Source organism: Shouchella xiaoxiensis, from assembly GCF_016907895.1.
GTDB lineage: Bacteria > Bacillota > Bacilli > Bacillales > Bacillaceae_D > Shouchella > Shouchella xiaoxiensis.
Map to the genome: position 1 here is coordinate 190,226 of NZ_JAFBCV010000007.1, position 21,330 is coordinate 211,555.

Below are 21,330 nucleotides of genomic sequence, written 5' to 3' on the forward strand. Positions count from 1 at the left end.
TTAATAACGGTATTGCATTTGAATTCTTTGTTGTTCATTCGCTGAGCTTTGCATAAAGCCAACATCTTCAAACACGTTTATCGCTCGTTGGTTCTCTTTAGAGATATACACATGCAGTTGCTCTAACGTCTCCTCATGTAAAAAAGAAATACAGCTCTCTAAAAATTCTTTTCCCCTGCCTTTCCCAATTAATTCGGGATTCAACCCAGGGGCAATTTCAAGCGTCTTTTCTTTTAATTTCACTCCAATAAATCCAATAATTTCATCCTTTTCGTAAGCCGCATACTGGCGCGTGTTTTTCTTACCAACTTCAAGAAACATCTGGACATCTGGCTGATCTTTGTCATGGAAAAAAGAATAAGCTCCTTTGTATTTCCATTGATACGCGACCCACTTCGCTTGATCTTCGGTCATTGCAATAAAGCGCATAAGTCATTCCCTCCATCTACCCTTTTTTCTATTTAGAAAAGTTATCCTCCACTTACAATGAAACAAAGAGACGTTTTTAGGTTTAACAGGTATACCGTCCTTCTTTTTCAGAAAAACTGAAGAGAAGAAGGAGGCGTTATTTTTATGAAGCATGGCATTACGCTACTAATTAAACTCGTTGTAAGCTTATTCGCGTTCAGCATTGGGTTTTTATTTTTTACTGAAGCGACTTATGTAGACGTTATTACATTTGCGTTACTGACTGTCGTCGTTTCGTATGTGGCTATTGATCTCATCGTACTGCCGCGGTTTGGCAATCGTACCGCACTAGTAAGTGATTTTGTTTTAACTTATTTCACAGTTTGGGTCTTTGGCTCTGTTCTGTTTCACAACTACATGCTGATCGCTTGGGGCAGCATTATTTCCGCTTCTGTTATTACCTTCTCAGAAGTGTTTGTTCACCGCTATGTTCTTAAGCATGTTAGTGAAACGAGAAGCAGAAGACAGCCGAGAACTCGGTTTGCATTTGATACAGAATTTGCAGAAGAAGATACGATTGATTCAACTACAAAGAAAGAGGATTGATTTCAACAATTCTCTTTTCTTTTTAAGTTTACCATAATCCCATTTAAACAAGTCAAAAAGCGCTTTATTTCTCACCAAGCTGACCGTTAAATTGAGGGCGGTGCCTCAACGTATGCTTCGGAAATATAAAGGTCCATGGCATGCTTGTTTTAGGAGGAATCTTTAATTGTTTCGGTGAAAATGTTTGTTCCGCTATGATTTGATGGCCTTCTACATAATCAAGAGTGACGCTGTTCCATTGGTCTATAACATCGCTAAAATTTTGCACAATGACAGTGATTAGCAAATCACCCCTATAATTAATGGCTTCTCTAACTGGGATAAATCGTTTTTCTTGATTTTCTTTTGTTTGAAACAACTCTCTATACATTTGACGATCCTTTGGCGCAATGGTTCGATCCCAAGCATCTTCCCACATCAGTTTTTGCACGCTACCCGCTCCTCTCCTTTTTTTTGCTAGCAATTCTTCTACGGCATGCTTTAATAGCTGAATCCCTTTTTCTAATTGACCTTCTGTCTCATAAGCAAATGAAAGTCGAATGGAGACGGACCCTCGTTCGCCATAGATAAATCCAGGGTTAATAACAACACCTTTTTTCCTACATAAAAGTGCGAGTGATCGAGAAGATAATTGAAATGCTTCATCGAATGTATACCAAATAAAAAAGCCACCTTTAGGCACGTTATACCTTCCGAATTCACTCATATAAGTGTCGAGCAATGTTCTTAAATGAAGCTCTCGCTTTTTTAAAGCTGCTCTCAATTCAAGAATATGAGCCTCATATTCGCCAGAGCGCAACAACTCCTTACAGATTGCTTGTGAGACAATACTTGAGCCATAATCAGTCTGCATCCGTAGATCAGCCAATTTACGAATAAGATCCTGTGGTCCCACCACCCAGCCAACTCGCAAGGCAGGTGTAAGTGTTTTAGAAAAGCTGCCTACGTAGAGGACTTGTCCAATCTGGTCGTATGCCTTAATTGGTTTAACCGCATCATCAAAGTATAAATCGCTGTAAATGTCATCTTCAATCACCGGCGTGCTTGTTTCACGCATTTTCGCCAAAAAAGAAAGCCGCTCATACTCAGTAAGCGTACGCCCGTCCGGATTTGCATACGTTGGGTTGGTATAAAAACAATGCGCACTCTTTTTTAATCCCGTAAATGCTGTAGCATAAGTTGAGATTGGACTCACTTTTGTTCGTAAGCCCAATGCGTCAAAGACATTAAGCGTATGAAGATAGCTCAGTGGCTCATGATAAATTGTACTTCCAGCTTGTAAGACACCTGTACAGATCAGTTGAATGCCATTTAATGCGCCCGAAACAATAAGTATTCCTTCTGGTGAGACTTGAATGCCTTTTTTGTTCAAGTAGTCACTTAGTTCTTTCCGCAGCTCCCAATCGCCCTTGCCATCCCCGTACTCTTGATTAAGTGTTGAATAGGCTATCTCTTGCAGGGCGGCTTGAATGCGGTCTGATGGCATTAATTCTGAAGATAAAACCCCTTTGCTTAGTTGAATCAAATTCGAGTCATTTTCCCAATGATTGACTAACTGCACCATTCGTTTATTACGAGGATAAAAAGACCAGTTTATTAAATCATTCCAAACCACAGCTTCGCCTTTATCATGACAATTCTTAACACTCGTTACAAACGTTCCTTTCCCTTGATGAGACACTATGATTCCTCTTGTCTTCAGCCTTGAAAGTGCTTCAACAACGGTGCTACGATTTACGCCATAAAGTGAAGACAACTGTTGCTGAGAAGGCAACTTCATACCAGAATACCATTCTCCTTGAGCAATTTTTGTTGCCACATCGACAACTACTTTTTCCACTTTTGTTGCCATGTAACGATCTCCTAACATGTTGGTTTATATCAGCAAAAAGTTGTTGGTTTTTAGCGCTCTTTTTTCACTAAACTCATTCTTATAGTAAAGATTGAGGTGTTAGTGTGAAATTAATTATTGCTTATACGATTGCGCTTGTTTTATGGGCCTCCGCCTTTCCTGGAATACGAATAGGTCTGACTCATTATGGGCCCATTCATCTCTCGCTCATGCGATTACTCATTGCATCCATTGTACTACTAATTATTGGTTTGTCCTTAAACATTCCTCTCCCCAGTAGAAAAGACATACCTAGTCTGCTTGCTTTAGGCTTTTCTGGCTTTGCAGTTTACCACACGGCTCTTAGTATTGGCGAACAATCTGTGGGAGCTGGAGTCGCCTCGATTCTCGTGTCTACAACCCCGATTCTCGCGGCTATCCTAGCGAATCGTTTCTTTAATGAAAAGCTTGGAATAAGAAGTTGGAGCGCGATGGTTTTTTCCTTCTTCGGGATTGTACTACTCGTTATTGGAGGAGGCGAATCTTTTTATCTTACTTTAGGTGCACTTATCATATTGATTGGCGCATTCAGCGAAAGTATCTATTTTGCTTTTCAGCAAAGGTATTTAGAACAATATAGCTTTATCCCACTTACGATTTATACCATTGTCGCTGGTTCTCTGTTTATGTTGCCTTTCCTACCAGGTTTAGGACAGACGGTAATGAGTGCACCATTACATGTGAATCTTACTGTTCTCTACTTAGGCCTTTTCCCTACAGTTGTGCCTTATTTCTGTCTCGCCTTCGCAATCAAGCAATCTGGTACATCAGAAGCAACTAGCTTCCTCTTTCTAACACCTGCTCTTGCCATACTTTTCGCTTGGATTTGGATTGGTGAAGTCCCCACCCCCATGCAATTGCTAGGTGGTTGTATTGTGCTAATCGGCGTGTCATTTATCGTCTACACTGCAAAAGTGAACAAAAGGACAGGGAAATAAGTATTTTTGTCGAATCCCTAAAGAGTGAAAGATGAAATTATTTTACAGAAGATTCCATCATGCAGGTCATAACTTTTTAGGAAATCTGCTGATAGAGAATCAGAGCTAATAATCGAACGAATAGATTGGGGTAAATAACGTGAAACTAATGAATTCAGTGCCTTATTTCCTTGAAAAGTATCAGCCGACGCTCGCATTTTTAGAGTCCTATTACAACGAACACCCTCAAACGTTTCAAGAATATTTTTCATTTCATTGCAAGAAAACTGACGAGCGGCTTCATAACTCCCTTCAAAAATATGACCAATGCTTGCCTCATATTAAACAGTCGCATGAGACCATTCAACGCATATTGCCTGAGATACAAGAACGCTATCACCAACAATACAACGTATTGTTTGAAGGAACTGTTCATTTATTTGTAGGTCTTTTTGGCTCAAATGCTTACACTCATCGGCAATATATACCTGATATTTCATTCGCAATGGAACAAGTGCCTTTAACAAAAGAGGGACTCTCTATTCTCGTTGCTCACGAATTCGGCCATGCCATTCAAAATCGATTGACGAACCAAACAGGGATTGAGTGGGAAACCGTCCGATGGGAGAGCCTCTTATTGGCGCTGTATCGCGAAGGCGCTGCTACCCATCTATCAAGGAAAATTGTCCCTGAGGCTGCTGACCACCTCTATTTGACTTTTTCAAGTCTTGGAGGACCAGAATGGCTCCAATTTAGTGAGAAAAACCAATTAGCTATTAAAACGTCACTTGCATCCGATTACCAAACGATGTCTACACAAGCATTGTTTCGTGAATGGTACTCCATAAATGGAGGGCAGCGCTTTGGTCAAACTAGACTTGCTTACTATCTTGGCGATCTTTTCTTTAAAGAGCTTTTAGAAGAAAGAGGTGAGCATGAAGCGCTAGTAGTGTGGAAAGATCCTACTTTTATCAAAGAAATCGAACAGTGGCTGCTATCTTGATTAAAAACAGTGACTAAACCCCCTATTCAACCCATTAGTTACAAAAAGGATACCTAGTTACAATAAAGTGCATACTTGTGGTATCCATTGGTTCAAACTAAAGTAAAGGTAAGATAAAAATACTCAGGTCAATACGACCTACTAAAGGAGCTAATTATGAGCACAAAAGTAGCGATCGTTTATTACAGTTCAACGGGTACAAATTATCAACTTGCACAATGGGCTGAAGAATCAGCTAAAGCAACAGGAGCAGAAGTGAAATTAGTAAAATTCCCTGAGCTTGCACCTGCTGCAGCAATTGATTCAAACCCGGCGTGGCGAGCTCACGTTGAGGCAACAAAAGACGTACCGGAAGTAACTCCAGATGACATGGAATGGGCAGATGCCTTTATTTTCAGTGTTCCATCACGTTTTGGTAACGTTCCTGGGCAAGCAAAACAATTTTTTGATACATTAGGTGGTTTATGGGCTGGCGGTAAGCTTGCTAATAAAGTCGTAAGTGCGATGTCTTCAGCAGCTAATGCGCACGGTGGTCAAGAAGCAACGATTCTTTCACTCTATACAACAATGTACCATTGGGGAGCCATTATTGCTGGACCTGGTTATACAGACCCAGTTGCCTTTTCATCAGGTGGAAACCCTTACGGAACAAGCGTTACAGTTGACCAAGAGGGCAACATGGTTGAAGGTGTAGAAGAAGCCGTGAAACATCAAGCAAAACGTACAGCAACGATTGCTGGCTGGGTAAAAGCAGGTCAACAATAAAGGGAAAACCAGAAGCGCAGCAGCGCTTCTGGTTTTTTTCTACCCTATAACCTGTTCATTTAACGTAAGTGCTAGCTCTAACGACGCGACTGCGTAAGCTGCATCTAGGTTAGAAGCTTGTCGTTCGCTTAAACAGAGCTGTACTACTTCTTTCAGCGTCTCTTCTAGACAGTTCCCTTTAGTATAAACAACATCTTCGCATCTTCCGTCACTATATCGCTTGAACCACTCAACTACTTCATCCCTAAAGCCGTCTTCTTGATACTCTAAAGTAGCCTCCTCAAAAATCGCCTTAAATCCTACCCGAAAAGGAAAACCAAACGGCATCATTGACGCCCCCTCCATATGAACAAGCGTGTCGGGATACTGCAGCAGTCCATAAAGCTGCGATTGACCCTGCAAATGACTTGCTCCAATTGAAGTTACACGCTCAGGCACTCCTAACAGCCCCGACACTACATCACAATCATGAATCATCAATTCCGTTGATAGCGTCTTTAATGACAAGTCTCCCCATAAAGGCGGCGTCAGTCTCTGGATATGAAGCAGTTTGAGCTTCCCATACAAGTTGTCTTCATAGGCATTTGCTAACACCTGATAAGGCGCTTCTCGCTTTATAAATTGATTGATCCATAAACGCTGTCCCAGTTCATCAGCTGTCTCTAACATGGCCCTTGCATCTTCCAACGTATGTGCGATTGGCGTTTCACAGAAGACGTCTTTACCATGCTTTAATGCGTTAATAACGTATTCCATATGTACATTTGTCGGTAGACATACATCCACAAGTTTAATCGTATCATCTGTAAGAATCGAATGAATGTCCGTCGTGGTCTCCACGTTCCACTCTGCCCTTATTTCTCTTAGCTTTATCTCGTTTCGACCAAACACTGTGATAGAATGAATGGACTTCAGCTGTTTATACAACCTAATATGCTCGACCCCAAAGCCAGTCCCTAATACCGCTACATTCATGATGACACGCTCCTTTTTCGTAACCATTTATAAAGAAATTGTACCAAGCGATTGATGACAACAGACTGTCATCAATTAATTGACTAGGGGGTCTTTTATGAAAATTCATCGTCTTATCTCAATTTTACTTATAATTGAAACAAAAGGTCCGGTTAAAGCAAAGGAGCTCGCAGAGAAGCTAGAGGTTTCAACTAGAACGATCTATCGCGATGTTGACACCCTGTGCGAAGCAGGCATTCCACTCATCGCCTCTACCGGTCCAACAGGTGGCATTCAAATGGTCGATACCTACTCGCTTGGTATGAAGCAACTCCATGAAGAAGATTTGCTCCACCTTTATTTAAGCTCAGCTGGCATTAAACCAACTAAAGGAGAGCTTGCCTTAAAAATAAACAATGCGCTGTTGAAGTTACAAAAACACATCCCCGAAAAACAAAAGAAGCTAATGGATTCAGCTCAAACGATGTTCTTCATTGATGAAAACCCTTGGTGGGGAAAAACTACAACAGCCTCTTGTTTAGACACGTTAATCCAAGCCATTTTCACGAAAACGACGTTGGCTATGATCTACAGCAGCCATAGCCAATCAATTCGTCGCGTTCATCCTTATGGCATTGTAATCAAACGACTGGACTGGTATCTTGTTGCTTATTGCGAAACGAGAAAAGCAATCCGGACTTTTAAATGCAATCGAATTGAGCAGGCTACCGTATTAAATGAGCACTATACCGTTCCGGCATCGTTCAATCTAGAATCTTTTTGGACAGTAAATCAGCAACAGTTTAAACTGAACTGTGCTCAAAATGAATATTATCCTGTTTCATTTCAGTTACATAAACAAGACACTGATTTGTTACCAGAATTAGAATGGTTAAGATCAGAAGAACAGGACAACAACCTAACCATTTCCGCTAACTTATTTGATGAAACGTATGCAAAACGGGCCATTCTACCATTGCTCGGTTTTGCAGAGATCATTGCACCTGAACCAATCCGAAATCATGCTATCGCTCTATCACAACAACTAAGCGCTCGCTATATACATTTAAAACTACATGAACGATAACAGGGGTTTTAAAAATATAACGTATCCGTTTACACGATTGCTACATCTTCATTTTCTTTTTAAAACAGAAACTTTCTTTAAAGTATTGATGTTTAACTCCTCATTCACTGGGAATACAAGCTTCATCAGAATGAATGAGGAGAGGTAAAAATGAACTTACAGCAACTCTATATAAACGGTACATTTATCGATTCAAAATCAACGGAAACCATTGATGTTATTAATCCAGCAACTGAGAAAGTAATTTCCCAAATAGTTGATGCTACCGCAGTGGAAACAAACCAAGCGATCGAAGCAGCTTGGCATGGGCAAAAAGAGTGGGAAAAGGTGCCACAGGTTGAACGTGGCAGAATTGTACGTCAGATTGGCGATGAAATTGCCGCAGACAAAGAGCGCTTTGCGAAGATGTTAAGCGAGGAGCAAGGCAAGCCTATTGAAGAAGCTCGCGGAGAGGTTGATCAAGCCGTTGATTTCTTTTACTATATGTCTGAATGGAATCGAAAAATTGGTGGAGAAATCGTACCAAGTGACGATCCTAACGAGCAAATCTTAATTCAGCGCAAGGCAATCGGTGTCGTTGCCGGTATTATTCCGTGGAATTACCCTGTCTTTATTTTCGCTCGGAAAGTGGCTACCGCTTTAATCACAGGGTGTTCTGTTGTTATTAAACCCTCTGAAGAAACGCCAAACACCGCCATTGCTTTATCTGCAATCTTAGATCGAGTTGGTTTGCCCAAAGGCGTTTACAACCTTGTAACGGGTAAGGGTGATACCGTTGGCAACCAACTTTCCAAACACCCTAAAGTAGCAATGGTGAGCATGACAGGAAGTGTCGCAGCCGGAACAAAAGTGATGGAGGCTGCCGCTCAGAATATCACAAAAGTAAACCTTGAACTTGGTGGAAAAGCACCCATCATCGTCTCAAAATACGCAGATCTCGATTTGGCTGTAAAGCATATCAAGGCATCGCGTATTGAAAACGCCGGCCAAGCCTGCATTTCTGCTGAACGCGTATACGTTCAAGAGGATGTGGCCGAGGCGTTTACACAAAAAATGATCGCCGCTATGCAAGAAGTAAAAGTCGGATATTCGCTTGAAGACAACACGGTTGAGATGGGTCCTGTATCCAGTGAACACCATCTCGAAAAAATCGAAACGCTCGTTAACGAAGCAATCAAACAAGGCGCAAAAGTAGAAACGGGTGGAACACGCCTTAATAGCAGTGGCTACTTTTATGCACCAACGGTTCTCACTAACGTTCGCCATGATTTCGAGATTATGACGAGTGAAGTTTTTGGACCGGTTCTACCGATCACCACATATAAGCACTTTAGTGAAGCAATTGACTTAGCCAATGATTCCATTTACGGCCTTGCATCAGCACTTTACTCCAATGATTACAATGAAATTATGCAAGCTTCTCGTGACCTGCAATATGGAGAAACGTACGTCAATCGAGATACAGGAGAAGCTGTACAAGGTTACCATGCTGGAATGCGTCAATCAGGCATTGGTGGCACCGATGGAAAAAACGGTCTTGGAGACTTTTTATCGACTCACGTTATGTATCTAGCTTATAATGATGCAACTTAATTTAAAACTAAGGGAGGACAGGTTTTCCACCTGTCCTCCCTTTAATTTTGTTCTATAGAAACCTCTTCAGATCAGCAAAACGTTCAAGTTTGTAATCATATTTCTCAACTGTACCAAAACCATAAGAGGCATAAGCAAACGGGATGCCCGCTACCTCTGATGCCTTTTGGTCACCAGCTGTATCGCCGACATAAATCGGTGATTCTAACTGGTTTCGCTCCATCACAAGTTTAATGTTTTCACCTTTTGATAAACCGGTGCGTCCTGGATTCTCAAAATCAATAAAGTATTTTTCCACTTGGTGAAATGCATAAAAGGATTCAATATAGCCATCCTGACAATTGCTCACAATAAAAAGCTTATATTTTTCCGATAGATGTTGAAGTATTTCTTCGACACCGTCGTATAGCTCGCCACCCTTTTCAGCAAGGACTGCATTTTCCTGCTTGCCGCATGCGACCATAATCTCTTTACGCTTTTCTTTGCTTAATTCAGGAAAGAGAATTTCCGATATTTCGTCTTCCTGAAGCCCCATCACGCGTTTTAAATCATCTTCCGTAACTTCTTTATTTACTTCATCATACTGGGTAAGCACCTGATTCCAAGCACGAACAATCGTCTGGCGGGAATCCCAAATTGTTCCGTCTAAATCAAATATAATACTGTCCATCAATTAAATCTCCTTTTAGCAAGATAAATGTGGTACTCTCTCTCCCCTAGCGTACTATTGTCAAGAGCTCTAAGCAAGAATGCAGCTATGTATATTAAGCTTATTGCATGTATCGGATTGTCTCTAGCATAATAGCGCGATAACCAGTTCAAGTTCTGCTCCATGATAGCCACATTCATACCCAGTTGGTCTTTTAAAGAAGCTAGTGTTATCGCAGCTTCAATAGTGAAATATAGCTTCACTCACAATGGCAAAAGTGCCGACCACTTTGATCGGTCCAATTAAATAGTTCGTTTTAAGTTGCCATCTTCTCGCCTTAATTAAACCCCGATCTCAGCTATGCAAAAAAGCCCCACTAGATCATCGTTATCTAGTGGGGCCATGTCTTGCAACGTTTAGTCTGGATTATTCAACCGTTACACTCTTCGCTAAGTTTCTCGGCTTATCAACATCACACCCACGGTGCAGAGCTGCATAGTAGGCAATTAGCTGGGTTGGAATAACAGAAACAAGTGGCGCAATTAACTCATGCACACGCGGCAAGACAATTGCATCGCCTTCTTGATTCAATCCTTCCATCGAAATGATGACCGTTGCAGCGCCACGGCTTGCCACTTCCTGCACGTTCCCACGTATGCTTAAATTAACGTGTTCCTGTGTTGCAAGGGCAATTACAGGCGTGCCGTCTTCAATTAAAGCAATTGTACCATGCTTCAATTCGCCTCCTGCAAAACCTTCCGCTTGAATGTAAGAGATTTCTTTTAGCTTAAGCGCACCTTCCATCGCGACGTAATAATCAGACGCACGACCGATAAAGAAGGCATTACGTGTTACAGATAAATAATCTCTTGAGATCTTTTCAAAAACATCCTTTTGATTGCAGAGTGCTTCCATTGCGTTTGCTGCAATTCCCAACTCTTGCAAAGGATCGAAGTCTAATTTAATTCCTGCTGCATACGCTGTATCAACAGCAAGCAACGTCAAGACAGCCATTTGTGCCGTATATGCTTTTGTTGACGCTACAGCAATTTCTGGACCTGCAAACGTATGAAGCGTAAATTCTGCCTCACGTGACAGTGTTGAACCAGGAACATTTGTTACCGTTAACGTACGGTGACCAAGCTTTTTCACATGGACTAGCACACCACGCGAATCGGCTGTTTCTCCACTTTGGGAGATAAAAACAAAGAGTGGATTTTTTGATAATAATGGCATGTTATACAAGAATTCACTTGCAATATGCACTTCTGTTGGTTTCTTCGAGATGCCTTCTAGTAACTGTTTGCCAACTAGACCAGCATGATAGCTCGTTCCAGCTGCAATGATATAAATGCGGTCAGCTTCTTGCATCGCCGAGCGGATGTCTTCATCAAGACGGGTGCTGCCATCTTCATGTTGATATTTCTGAATGATGTTCCGAATCACGATCGGTTGCTCATCTATTTCTTTTAACATAAAGTGGTCATACGTGCCTTTTTCAATATCGCTTGCATCAAGTTCAGCTGTATAAGGAGTCCGGTCTTGAACAACTCCGGACAACGTCTTAATTTCAATTCCATCGCGCTTCACAAGAACAAGCTCTTCATCCATAATCTCAACGAACTGATCCGTAACGTTTAGCATTGCCATTGCATCTGAAGCAATTACATTCACGCCGTCACCAACACCAATTAGTAAAGGACTCTTATTTTTTCCAACAAAAATCGTTTCAGGGTCTTCTTTATCAAGAAGCGCAATCGCATAAGAACCCTTCATCATTGAGAGTGCTTTGCTTACTGCCGCTTCTGTTGACAAACCTTCCTTTGAAAGCTGTTCAATAAATTGAACAACAATTTCTGTATCCGTATCGCTTTGCAAATGTACATCAGTCAAGTAATCTTGTTTAATCTGTCTGTAGTTCTCAATTACACCGTTATGCACAAGCGTAAAGCGCGCTGTTGTGCTTTGATGTGGATGAGCGTTGGTTTGACTTGGCACACCATGTGTCGCCCAGCGTGTATGGCCAATCCCAACTGTTGTTTTTACAGACATGTCTACGGCTTCGCGCAATGTTGCAATTCTTCCTTTTTCTTTAAACACATGCGTTCCGTCGGTTGTTCGAACAGCAATACCAGCTGAGTCATAGCCACGGTATTCTAGTTTTTCCAGCCCGTTTAACAAGATTTCCTTTGCATCTTCATTTCCGATGTACCCAACAATTCCACACATAATCCAGTTTCCTCCCGCAGTGGGAGCACGGTTCTGCAGGGGCAGACCTGCCCCCACTCTTTGAATTTGATGCGTGTTGCTTTTGTCTTTGTGCAACGAGTCACCTCGTCGTTTTTAACATAAGCTTACGACTGTACACGCAGCCGGAGGGAATCCGCCGAATAGTCGATTAGCCCTCTCCTCGTCAACTGACCTACCGTCAGTCCTGGCGCTTTTTTTGTATGAGCTTAATCATACAAGCTTCATCTTAAATCATTGAAGAACCTACGTCAATCGAATTCAATCGTTCTTCATAGTTTTAAATTATGCAACGTCATTCTTTTAGTTACATAGTTGATTCTTTTAACTAGAAAAAACATTGCTCCCTATTGTTAGAAAGCAATGTCGATGTTTAAGCACCTAATTCTTCTTTTACCACGTCAACAATTTTCGTCGCATAACTATGGCACAATTCATCGGTTTTCGCCTCGACCATTACGCGCACTAGTGGCTCTGTTCCAGAAGGACGTACAAGAACGCGGCCATCACCATTCATCTCTTCTTCAACCTGAGCAATTACTTCTTTTACTCGATCATTTTCCTTAACTGCATCACGGTCCGTGACGCGAACATTAATGAGGCATTGCGGGAAACTCTCCATCGCAGCTGCTAGCTCTGACAATGTTTTACCCGTTTTCTTCATAATGTATACGAGCTGCACACCAGATAGCAATCCGTCGCCTGTTGTATTGTAATCAAGGAAAATGATATGGCCCGATTGTTCGCCGCCTAAGTTATAGTTGCCCTTACGCATCTCTTCCATTACATAGCGATCACCAACAGCTGTTTGTTTTGTTTCAATTTGATTGGCTTCAAGCGCTTTATAAAAACCAAGATTACTCATTACGGTTGATACAACGGTGTTCTGATTCAAGCGCCCTTGTTCCTTAAGGAAATTCGCAATGATAAACATAATTTTGTCCCCATCAACGATCGCACCATTTTCATCAACAGCGATTAAGCGATCGGCATCGCCATCAAAAGCAAGACCAATATTAGCTTGTTTTTCAACTACGAGCTTTGCTAATTCTTCTGGATGGGTCGAGCCACAGCATTCGTTAATATTCGTTCCGTCTGGTGAAGCTCCCATCGATGTAATATCTGCCTCGAGATCAGCTAACACATGTGTAGCTAATGCAGAAGCTGCACCGTGAGCACAATCAATTGCTACATGAATTCCTTCAAAATCACCTTCAACCGTTTGTTTCAAGAACTGCATGTATTTCTGCGTACCTTCATAGTAATCATTTAATTGACCGAGCGCTGCCCCCACTGGTCTAGGCATTGTATCTTCTCCATCAATCAATGCTTCAATTTCCTCTTCTTGTGAGTCAAGCAATTTAAATCCATCTGAACCGAAGAATTTAATCCCATTGTCCTCAACTGGGTTATGTGAAGCTGAAATCATCACTCCCGCTGTGGCACTTAGTTGCTTTGTTAAAAATGCCACACCTGGTGTTGAAATAACGCCAATTCGCATCACTTCAACTCCGATTGAAATTAAGCCAGCCGTTAAAGCGGCCTCAAGCATTTCGCCTGATATCCGTGTGTCCCGCCCTATTAGCACTTTTGGTTGGTTGACTTCCTTTGTTAATACATAGCCACCCGCTCTCCCTAACTTAAAGGCGAGTTCAGGCGTTAGCTCGGTATTCGCAACTCCTCGAACACCATCTGTTCCAAAATATTTACCCATATGAATAATCGCTCCTTCTTAACACTCTCCACATTATTCCGTAAAGCGCAATGTTGTTTCTTCTTCCTCTAATTCAAAACGTATATGAGATGGCCCAGTGACTGATAAGGGCAGTACCTGCTCCCCATCATAAGATCCACTCGCATCGACCTGTACAGACAAATCTTCAACCATTAATCCATCCAGCCTTGATTCAGATCCAAATGCTCTAACACTTACAGATCTTGGTGCTCCATCGGCGAAAGCAACTCCGGACTCCCTACCAACCATTTCAATTGGAACGGAATCAAGCACCACTTCTTCCTCGTCACCAACCGTAAAAGTAACCGTTACCTCATCAGGATCAATTCGTTCTGCTCCGTCAGGCACCATTAAGGAAACAGTCGTTTCGCCACTGTCCTCAATTTCACTTAAATCAATTGGTTCACTTTCTACAAATTCAATTGTCTCTAAATCTGCTTTTGATCCATAAACCGTCACGTCATTCGGTGAAATGGTTACATCATCAATGCTTAAACCATCAGGCATTTGATTTTCACGCATCATTTTTACCGGCACAAGTTTATTTGGGCTCGTGATCGGAACGGTTACAGAAACAAAATTAGGTTCAGCTTGCACATCCATTTTTTGACCCGTCTCATCATAAAAGTGAACAGGAAAGTCTTCCTCTATCGTTTCAGTTGCATCTGTTAAATCAACGAACACTTTCACTTCTTCTATCGCTTCAATTGTTTCTCGGTTTGCAGTCACTTCTACATTTAACGGAGCCACAATCGCTGATCCAACTGACTGTTCGTCTGAAACAGCTTCTGCATTCTCAAGTTCAACAAGGACAGGATAGGATGCGGTTTGCCTTTCCTCGAGCTCAATCCGAACGACTTGCGGCTGCACGGTTACAGATAAATCACTCGGAAAGTTTCGCGTGTTTACTGCTAACATATGCTCTCCAGCCGTATCTATTTCCGTTGCATCAACAAACACTTCTGTTGAACGGTTGCTAGCAATTTGAAATAAGGATATGGACACCTGAGAACCTTGTAGTTGAACATTAACTGCTTCTTGTTGATCTACAAGCTCAAATCGTTCTTCATCATATAGAACCGTCAGTGGTTCATCTTCAATGAGATAATTCCCTGTTGGAACTTCAGGCAAAATTGAATGAGAACCCATATTGTTTTGGCTAACCATGATAAATAACATTAACGCTATAAAAAACGCTAGAATTCGAATGAACCAGATACTATTTAACATTTTATCCATCTTTTTTGCCACCCCACTGCCAACGATTGTCAGAGGTTGTTGCTGCTTTTAATAAATTTTGCTCCAATAAATCTCTTAATTGTTCTTTTGTTAATTCGCGATACAGCGTTCCACGTTTAGAAAGCGAGATGGCACCAGTTTCCTCAGAAATAATTAACGTAATCGCATCCGTTACTTCACTTACCCCGAGAGCCGCCCGGTGGCGCGTCCCAAGTTCTTTCGAAATAGAACTATCTTCAGATAAAGGTAAGTAACAACCTGCAGCCAAGATTTTATCGTTTTTCAACACAACCGCCCCATCATGCAACGGCGTATTTGGAATAAAAATATTAATAAGAAGCTCAGAAGATACATTTGCATGCATGGCGATACCCGTTTCAGCGTAATCATTAAGCCCGGTTTCACGCTCAATCGAAATGAGCGCTCCAATTCGACGCTTTCCCATATACACTGACGCCTTCATTAAAGCGTCAATAGTCGGTTGAATGGCTTCATTTTTTGAGATCGATCGACTAGAAAACAGCCGACTTCTTCCTAACTGCTCCAACCCACGACGTAACTCAGGCTGAAATATGATTATAATGGCAAGCAAACCAAATGTAGCCGTTTGCCTTGTAATAAACTCTAATGTGCTTAACCCTAAAAAACTACTGACGAACCAAACAATGAAAATAGCAGCAATTCCTTTGACGAGCTGAACCGCCCGCGTGCCGCGAATGATCATAATTAGTTTGTATACGACGTATGTAACCAGTAAAATATCAACGATTTGACCAATATAAACTAGCCATGGTAAGTTATCAAAATTCATCGAAAACACATATGACCCTCCATGTTTCAGTCCTCTTCTTTTTACCTTTGACAAACAGGGCTTAGCTTAAACCACAGAGCGTCAAATATAACTAGTATAGCATTTATTTGCCCATAAAATAAGGGAGTTTCCGTTTTACACAGAAACCCCACGATCTTTGATTCTTTTAGCTTATTTTATTTCTCTTCATCTTCCTCATTAAAAACAGTAACAACATCGCTGAAGAATCCTTTTACATTATACCAAACCCATGACAATGCTTGATCAACGACTTCAATCTCACCAGTAACTTGGTTTGGGGAAGCATACAAGCTCTCAGGTCCAAAAGAACTATTCAATAACAGCACGTCTCCTCGAACCTCGCCCTCAAGCTCCAATGTACCATTGCGAACCATTAAATCCCCTTCAATGACTTCACCTTCAGGAACAAGCACAACGCCGGTTTCCTTATTAATTACAAACGGTCCATTCCCTGAGACAACAATTCCATCTGATGACTGGCTCCATGTAGAGAACACAGCCGTTGACATCATCATCAAGAAAATAGCTGCTGCTACTAAGATTGGATGCTTCCTCAGAAAGGTTTTCACTTTCGACCGTTTTTTAGTTTTTGGCAAATTAGCCATCACGCCTGCAGTAAAATTAGCTGGCGCCTCTATATGAGAAGAACTTTGAATGAAGGCAATTGATTTTTTTAACTCATGCAAGTGTTCCTTACAGCTTGGGCAATTAGTAAGGTGAGCCTCCAACTGTTCTTTTTGCTCTTTCGTCGCATCCCCATCTAAATAGATGTGAATGAGTTCATTGTAAGAATGACAATCCATGTTCGTGTCACTCCTCCTTATTTATACATGTCGCATACGTTTACGTAGCGCTTCACGACCTCGATGAATTCGTGTCTTTACCGTAGCAACAGGTAGATCCATGATTTCACTTATTTCTTTTAACGATAAATCTTCTAAGTACTTAAGTATAATAGCCGTTCTATACTTAGGTGGCAACTGGTTTATTTCTGACTGAATCCACTCTTGTAGTTCCATTTGCACAACTTGTTCTTCTGGAAGATCATCTGTCGCAGCAAGCTGTGATTCATACGTCATATTTTCTGTGCCTTTTACTGTTTCCTGCAAATAAAAATCAGGCTTTCGTTTTCGCAAGCGATCAATTGCCACATTTGTTGCAATACGAAATAACCATGTCGAGAATTTTCTCGTCATATCGTATTTATCGAGATTTGTGTAAGCTCTTAAGAAAGCCTCCTGAGACACATCCTGCGCTTCCTGAGCATGCCCAACCATCCGATAAGCAACTTGATACACTTTATCCTTATAGAGTTCTACTAACTCCGCAAAGGCATTCTCATCACCTTGCTTAATTTCTTTAATTAATCGATTTGTTAACGAATCCATTACATCCCCTACCTACAATTCAACATACGGAACTGACCGACATTTGGTTTCGTTTTTTATAATAACAGAAATTTTAACTTTTTTCTTAAAAATAGCAGGATTTCTTTGCCCCATGGCGTATTTTATTAAGAAAGGGAGGTATGGCTATGACAAACGAGCATCTCATTCACCCATTAACGCGCTCAATTGAAAATGTCCGTATGGAATTAAACGATTCGGTCTCCGTTTATTCGCTCAACTCTGAGTATGTTTTAGAGTTAAGTCAAAAGCTGGATAGCCTTCTAAATCAATATGAGAACCTTTCTAATAATCCATAGCGGTCAATCAAGTAAGACCATATAAAAAAAGCGACCTCTTCGGTCGTTTTTTCACGTTCTAATCCACATCACTGTTTATAAGGAAAATAAAAAAAACGGCTGAGTCAGCCGTTTCTGTATGAGCCATGAAGGATTCGAACCTTCGACCCTCTGATTAAAAGTCAGATGCTCTACCAACTGAGCTAATGGCTCGATGGCTGGGCTACCTGGGATCGAACCAGGGAATGACGGAATCAAAATCCGTTGCCTTACCGCTTGGCTATAGCCCATCGGATTATTTTTAAATAATGGTGGAGGGGGGCAGATTCGAACTGCCGAACCCGGAGGGAGCGGATTTACAGTCCGCCGCGTTTAGCCACTTCGCTACCCCTCCACGGAGTAAAGTATATGGTGGAGGATGACGGGATCGAACCGCCGACCCCCTGCTTGTAAGGCAGGTGCTCTCCCAGCTGAGCTAATCCTCCATTTTTGACTGCAGATAAGCGGCGAATTTCTTCGTCCAATTCGTGTCTTTCAGTTAGTCACGTACGCTTGTACGCTCCTTCCTTCCAGCACTTCTTGTCCTCGAACTTCTTGCTTCTCTTTGTCAATGACTTTGCAGATAAGCGGTGAACTTCTTCGTCCAATTCGTGTCTTTCAGTTAGTCACGTACGTTTGTACGCTCCTTCCTTCCAGCACTTCTTGTCCTCGAACTTCTTGCTTCGCTTTGTCAATGACTTTTCAGATAAGTGAAACTTCCTACTTCTCTTTGTAGCCAATACTATTCTAAAAATATGTATGCCCGGCAACGTTCTACTCTCACAGGGGGAAGCCCCCAACTACCATCGACGCAAAAGAGCTTAACGGCCGTGTTCGGCATGGGAACGGGTGTGACCTCTTTGCCATTGCCACCGGACATATGAAACTGATAACCACATCTTATGATTACCCATTATGTTTTAAAATAAACAAAGTTTATTTTAAAAATGACCCGTACGGGATTCGAACCCGTGATACCGCCGTGAAAGGGCGGTGTCTTAACCACTTGACCAACGGGCCGTTACTGACAAATAATATAATAACAAAATGACTAATCAAATGCAATAGTTTTTAGCAATTAAATTATCGTTTTATTATTTGAATGACCTTCATCCTACTACCTTCTAGCACGAACGCTGTTTGAGCCCAGATTTGTCGCCAAAATGATTGCTTTGCATAGGTTATATTATTCCTAACAAAAAGGTGGTGTACACACATGAGTTACTACGGCGGAGGTTACGGCGGATGCGAAGGTTACGGCTACGGCGGCGGTTACGGCGGAAACGCTTGTGGCGGTGGCTATGGTGGCGGTTTCGCGCTAATCGTTGTTTTATTCATTCTTCTTATCATCATTGGAGCGGCTTACGTAAAATAACAAACTCGTGCATCCACTATATGGAAAGCAAGCTGGAACTCAGCTTGCTTTTTTCTTATTTAGCCCTCGAAACCCCAAGTAGTTCAGAAACAGTAACAAATGTGTAACCCTGGTCTTGTAGCGTTGGAATAATTTCATCCAATGCATCAGCAGAATAGATAACTGGATTAGCCGTGTTTACATCACCGCCGTCATGCATCAGGATAATGCTACCCGCATTTGTTGTTTGTAGAACGGTTTGAGCTACTTCTTCAGCAGGAATTCCTTGCCAATCATTCGTGTCTACATCCCAACCAATAATTGAATTATTTAACTCTGCTAGACGCTCTACTTGAGGTCTTGTAATAAAACCATAAGGAGGACGAAACAAGCGCGGACGATAACCAATGACCGCTTCTACGGCTTGTTCAGTGTCCGTTACCTCCTGCACTAGCTCATCGACACTCGCATTTGTTAAATTAGGATGAGAAAACGTGTGGTTGCCCACTTCATGACCTTCACTATTAATACGTCTCAGTAAATCAGGATTGCTATTCACGCGCATACCTAACACAAAAAAAGTTGCTGGTACATCATAGGTTTTAAGCTTATCAAGAACTTGACCTGTAAATCGCGGATCAGGACCATCATCAAATGTTAAAGCAATTTGTTTCGTGGTCGTGTCACCTTTTACAAAAACCACACCTGGATACTCGGTTTGCAAGGTTGGTAACGGTACAGTCTGACGCTCGTCCTCATTTCCTTGTTTAGCAGAAACAGTCATTAATGATGTACTCATAAGCAGAAAACAGATCATGCTTACGACAATTCCTTTTTTACGCAAAATTACCCACCCCTTCACTTTTCTTAGCATAGGATGGGCAATTACCCCATTTTTTATGTAAAGAAAGGTTGCATCTTTTTAACCATGCTTTGAATACCCTTTCTTACTATTATTAATGATTTTATAAATAACGAAGATGACTACAAGCAGGATAATAACGAATGCAACAGGCTTCAGATATTGATTAAACAACGGCGCAGCATCTTGCCAATGCTCACCTAATTGAAGCCCAATGTAAACGTATAAAGCCGTAATAGGAAGCATAGCCAGTCCTGTGTACAAAGAAAACTTCACAATGCTCATTTTTGCCAATCCACAAGGAACCGAAACGGCCGTTCTCACAATTGGCAAGAAGCGCCCAAAGAACGCCACTCCACCCCCATACTTCGCAAAAAAGCGATCCGCCGCATCGACTTGCTTCGGCGTAATCAGAAAATACTTTCCGTACCGAAGCACAAGCGGGCGCCCACCAAATCTCCCCAAACAATAGAGCGTAATTGGTCCGATTACTCCACCAATCGTACCAGCTAGCACCACAAGATAATAATTAAAATCCCCCTGATAAACCCAGTAGCCAGCAAGAGGTAGCACCAGTTCAGCAGGAATAAACTCAAAAGACAAAGCTAACATGATACCAAAGTATGAAAACCCTTTTAAAAATTCAATAATAGGCATGACAAACGCATCCACTATCAACACATCCGATCTAAAGAAGTCAGTCTGACTGACATACTTAATAGAAATTGCTCGTTTCCTTCAAAAAAATTCTCCAAAAGAACGTTAATCCCTTCTAAAAGACTACCGCCTTTTCAAAACCTAAATTGATCATACCGAGAATTTGTAAATCTAATATAGAGGAATTGTAAAGATAGCCCACTTCACTATTTACAATTGAGAATTGTTCACTAATTGACATATGTTTAAGCTTAAGGACAAACGTAATCATCAATCGAAGAAGACAGCTTATGAACTTAAATCAATCCGTTTTTTAAAAAAATGAAATGAAAGCGCCTTATTCAATTTTTGAATTCAGTTAGTAGCAAGGCTAAACACATGAAACGTTTCAAATTAGCGTTCGATGGTAATTTACTCATTCATTTTAAGTAAAGCAATAAAGAGTATGAAAATAGTAAGTATGTTTCAGCAAGGAAGGTATTAATAAGAGGAAGCATGTGATGCTTGGTGACATTTTACATATGAATTTAGTCGGTTTATATTTTTTTAGTATCACAACGTTTGCTTACTTAACCGTTCAAGGTTCCCATGTAGCTGTTTTTCGACTGTGGTTACCCATGTTTGGAAATATAGCGCTTGGTAACGTATCTTAACGAATCACAAGTAATGAATCAGAGGATGAACACACTTCCGGTCAAAAAACCATGCTCGTTCGACACTAACTATTCGCCACCTACTTTATCTGTATCAAGAGATATGAGCGGGCTTAACTTTTCCGTAAAACCCTTAACTAAAGCATTGATTTTGT

General features: G+C 41.4%; 20 protein-coding genes, 5 tRNA genes, 1 rRNA gene and 1 pseudogene. 9 read left to right on the plus strand and 18 right to left on the minus strand.

Going from position 1 to position 21,330, the window contains the following annotated elements; genetic code table 11:
• Positions 1 to 429, minus strand: a complete 429-nt coding sequence (locus tag JOC54_RS12615; RefSeq protein ID WP_204466597.1) for a GNAT family N-acetyltransferase — start codon at positions 427 to 429, stop codon at positions 1 to 3.
• Between the two features lie 144 nt (positions 430 to 573).
• Between JOC54_RS12615 and JOC54_RS12620 the strand changes: the two genes are divergently transcribed.
• Entirely contained in the window at positions 574 to 1,014 is a 441-nt protein-coding gene (locus JOC54_RS12620) for a YndM family protein (RefSeq protein WP_054794973.1), read from the plus strand.
• A 64-nt stretch (positions 1,015 to 1,078) separates the two neighbouring features.
• On the opposite strand, the gene JOC54_RS12625 is transcribed toward JOC54_RS12620, so the two are convergent.
• Positions 1,079 to 2,866 (minus strand): aminotransferase class I/II-fold pyridoxal phosphate-dependent enzyme, encoded by a 1,788-nt coding sequence (locus tag JOC54_RS12625; protein WP_204466598.1) that lies wholly within the window; start codon positions 2,864 to 2,866, stop codon positions 1,079 to 1,081.
• 104 nt (positions 2,867 to 2,970) lie between these two features.
• On the opposite strand from JOC54_RS12625, the gene JOC54_RS23405 reads away from it, so the two are divergent.
• From JOC54_RS23405 to wrbA, 3 genes are all read left to right on the plus strand, one after another.
• Entirely contained in the window at positions 2,971 to 3,843 is an 873-nt protein-coding gene (locus JOC54_RS23405; protein WP_204466599.1) for a DMT family transporter, read from the plus strand.
• A 139-nt stretch (positions 3,844 to 3,982) separates the two neighbouring features.
• Complete coding sequence (locus JOC54_RS12635) at positions 3,983 to 4,825, plus strand: hypothetical protein (RefSeq protein ID WP_204466600.1); 843 nt, start codon at positions 3,983 to 3,985, stop codon at positions 4,823 to 4,825.
• A 156-nt stretch (positions 4,826 to 4,981) separates the two neighbouring features.
• Positions 4,982 to 5,590, plus strand: a complete 609-nt coding sequence (gene wrbA, locus JOC54_RS12640) for an NAD(P)H:quinone oxidoreductase (RefSeq protein ID WP_051991400.1) — start codon at positions 4,982 to 4,984, stop codon at positions 5,588 to 5,590.
• A 39-nt stretch (positions 5,591 to 5,629) separates the two neighbouring features.
• Here the strand turns inward: wrbA and JOC54_RS12645 are convergent, their stop codons facing one another.
• A complete protein-coding gene (locus JOC54_RS12645; protein WP_204466601.1) occupies positions 5,630 to 6,565 on the minus strand; it encodes a Gfo/Idh/MocA family protein in 936 nt (311 codons plus the stop codon).
• 97 nt (positions 6,566 to 6,662) lie between these two features.
• Here JOC54_RS12645 and JOC54_RS12650 point away from each other — a divergent pair, with 97 nt between their 5' ends.
• Positions 6,663 to 7,631 carry a helix-turn-helix transcriptional regulator gene (locus JOC54_RS12650; RefSeq protein ID WP_204466602.1) on the plus strand — a complete coding sequence of 323 codons (969 nt, stop codon included), beginning with the start codon at positions 6,663 to 6,665 and terminating at the stop codon, positions 7,629 to 7,631.
• Positions 7,632 to 7,781: 150 nt separating this feature from the next.
• Positions 7,782 to 9,224 carry an aldehyde dehydrogenase gene (aldA, locus tag JOC54_RS12655; protein ID WP_204466603.1) on the plus strand — a complete coding sequence of 481 codons (1,443 nt, stop codon included), beginning with the start codon at positions 7,782 to 7,784 and terminating at the stop codon, positions 9,222 to 9,224.
• A 52-nt stretch (positions 9,225 to 9,276) separates the two neighbouring features.
• On the opposite strand, the gene JOC54_RS12660 is transcribed toward aldA, so the two are convergent.
• From JOC54_RS12660 to sigW, 7 genes are all read right to left on the minus strand, one after another.
• Positions 9,277 to 9,894: an HAD family hydrolase gene (locus JOC54_RS12660; protein ID WP_035419291.1), complete on the minus strand. Its 618-nt coding sequence runs from the start codon at positions 9,892 to 9,894 to the stop codon at positions 9,277 to 9,279.
• A 405-nt stretch (positions 9,895 to 10,299) separates the two neighbouring features.
• Positions 10,300 to 12,102 (minus strand): glutamine--fructose-6-phosphate transaminase (isomerizing), encoded by a 1,803-nt coding sequence (gene glmS / locus JOC54_RS12665; RefSeq protein ID WP_204466615.1) that lies wholly within the window; start codon positions 12,100 to 12,102, stop codon positions 10,300 to 10,302.
• Between the two features lie 391 nt (positions 12,103 to 12,493).
• On the minus strand, positions 12,494 to 13,834 hold the full coding sequence (gene glmM, locus JOC54_RS12670) for a phosphoglucosamine mutase (RefSeq protein WP_035419287.1): 1,341 nt from the start codon (positions 13,832 to 13,834) through the stop codon (positions 12,494 to 12,496).
• Positions 13,835 to 13,867: 33 nt separating this feature from the next.
• Positions 13,868 to 15,094 carry a CdaR family protein gene (locus JOC54_RS12675; protein WP_204466604.1) on the minus strand — a complete coding sequence of 409 codons (1,227 nt, stop codon included), beginning with the start codon at positions 15,092 to 15,094 and terminating at the stop codon, positions 13,868 to 13,870.
• The gene (gene cdaA, locus JOC54_RS12680; RefSeq protein ID WP_204466616.1) at positions 15,087 to 15,905 is read right to left on the minus strand and encodes a diadenylate cyclase CdaA; all 819 of its coding nucleotides are present in this window, start codon (positions 15,903 to 15,905) and stop codon (positions 15,087 to 15,089) included. Before cdaA ends, JOC54_RS12675 begins: the two co-directional genes overlap by 8 nt.
• A 176-nt stretch (positions 15,906 to 16,081) precedes the next feature.
• Positions 16,082 to 16,729 carry an anti-sigma factor family protein gene (locus JOC54_RS12685; protein ID WP_035419284.1) on the minus strand — a complete coding sequence of 216 codons (648 nt, stop codon included), beginning with the start codon at positions 16,727 to 16,729 and terminating at the stop codon, positions 16,082 to 16,084.
• A 21-nt stretch (positions 16,730 to 16,750) separates the two neighbouring features.
• Complete coding sequence (sigW, locus tag JOC54_RS12690; RefSeq protein WP_035419283.1) at positions 16,751 to 17,314, minus strand: RNA polymerase sigma factor SigW; 564 nt, start codon at positions 17,312 to 17,314, stop codon at positions 16,751 to 16,753.
• Positions 17,315 to 17,460: 146 nt separating this feature from the next.
• Here sigW and JOC54_RS12695 point away from each other — a divergent pair, with 146 nt between their 5' ends.
• Positions 17,461 to 17,631 carry an aspartyl-phosphate phosphatase Spo0E family protein gene (locus JOC54_RS12695; RefSeq protein ID WP_157684417.1) on the plus strand — a complete coding sequence of 57 codons (171 nt, stop codon included), beginning with the start codon at positions 17,461 to 17,463 and terminating at the stop codon, positions 17,629 to 17,631.
• Positions 17,632 to 17,750: 119 nt separating this feature from the next.
• On the opposite strand, the gene JOC54_RS12700 is transcribed toward JOC54_RS12695, so the two are convergent.
• The 6 genes from JOC54_RS12700 to JOC54_RS12725 form a co-directional block, all read right to left on the minus strand.
• Positions 17,751 to 17,823: transfer RNA gene (locus JOC54_RS12700), tRNA-Lys, on the minus strand.
• Between the two features lie 2 nt (positions 17,824 to 17,825).
• Positions 17,826 to 17,900: transfer RNA gene (locus JOC54_RS12705), tRNA-Gln, on the minus strand.
• 19 nt (positions 17,901 to 17,919) lie between these two features.
• Positions 17,920 to 18,004 (minus strand) — tRNA-Tyr (locus JOC54_RS12710).
• A 15-nt stretch (positions 18,005 to 18,019) separates the two neighbouring features.
• Positions 18,020 to 18,095 (minus strand) — tRNA-Val (locus JOC54_RS12715).
• Positions 18,096 to 18,410: 315 nt separating this feature from the next.
• A 5S ribosomal RNA gene (gene rrf / locus JOC54_RS12720) occupies positions 18,411 to 18,526 on the minus strand.
• A 71-nt stretch (positions 18,527 to 18,597) separates the two neighbouring features.
• Positions 18,598 to 18,669: transfer RNA gene (locus JOC54_RS12725), tRNA-Glu, on the minus strand.
• Between the two features lie 274 nt (positions 18,670 to 18,943).
• Between JOC54_RS12725 and JOC54_RS22955 the strand changes: the two are divergent.
• Positions 18,944 to 19,024, plus strand: a pseudogene (locus JOC54_RS22955) (YjcZ family sporulation protein); the annotation flags it as partial.
• Between the two features lie 55 nt (positions 19,025 to 19,079).
• On the opposite strand, the gene JOC54_RS12735 reads toward JOC54_RS22955, so the two are convergent.
• Positions 19,080 to 19,847, minus strand: coding sequence for a polysaccharide deacetylase family protein (locus JOC54_RS12735; protein WP_204466605.1), 768 nt, complete (start codon positions 19,845 to 19,847; stop codon positions 19,080 to 19,082).
• Positions 19,848 to 19,925: 78 nt separating this feature from the next.
• Positions 19,926 to 20,522 carry a DedA family protein gene (locus JOC54_RS12740; RefSeq protein WP_054795155.1) on the minus strand — a complete coding sequence of 199 codons (597 nt, stop codon included), beginning with the start codon at positions 20,520 to 20,522 and terminating at the stop codon, positions 19,926 to 19,928.
• 500 nt (positions 20,523 to 21,022) lie between these two features.
• Between JOC54_RS12740 and JOC54_RS12745 the strand changes: the two genes are divergently transcribed.
• On the plus strand, positions 21,023 to 21,175 hold the full coding sequence (locus JOC54_RS12745; RefSeq protein ID WP_158332440.1) for a hypothetical protein: 153 nt from the start codon (positions 21,023 to 21,025) through the stop codon (positions 21,173 to 21,175).
• The last annotated feature ends 155 nt before the right edge of the window (positions 21,176 to 21,330 follow it).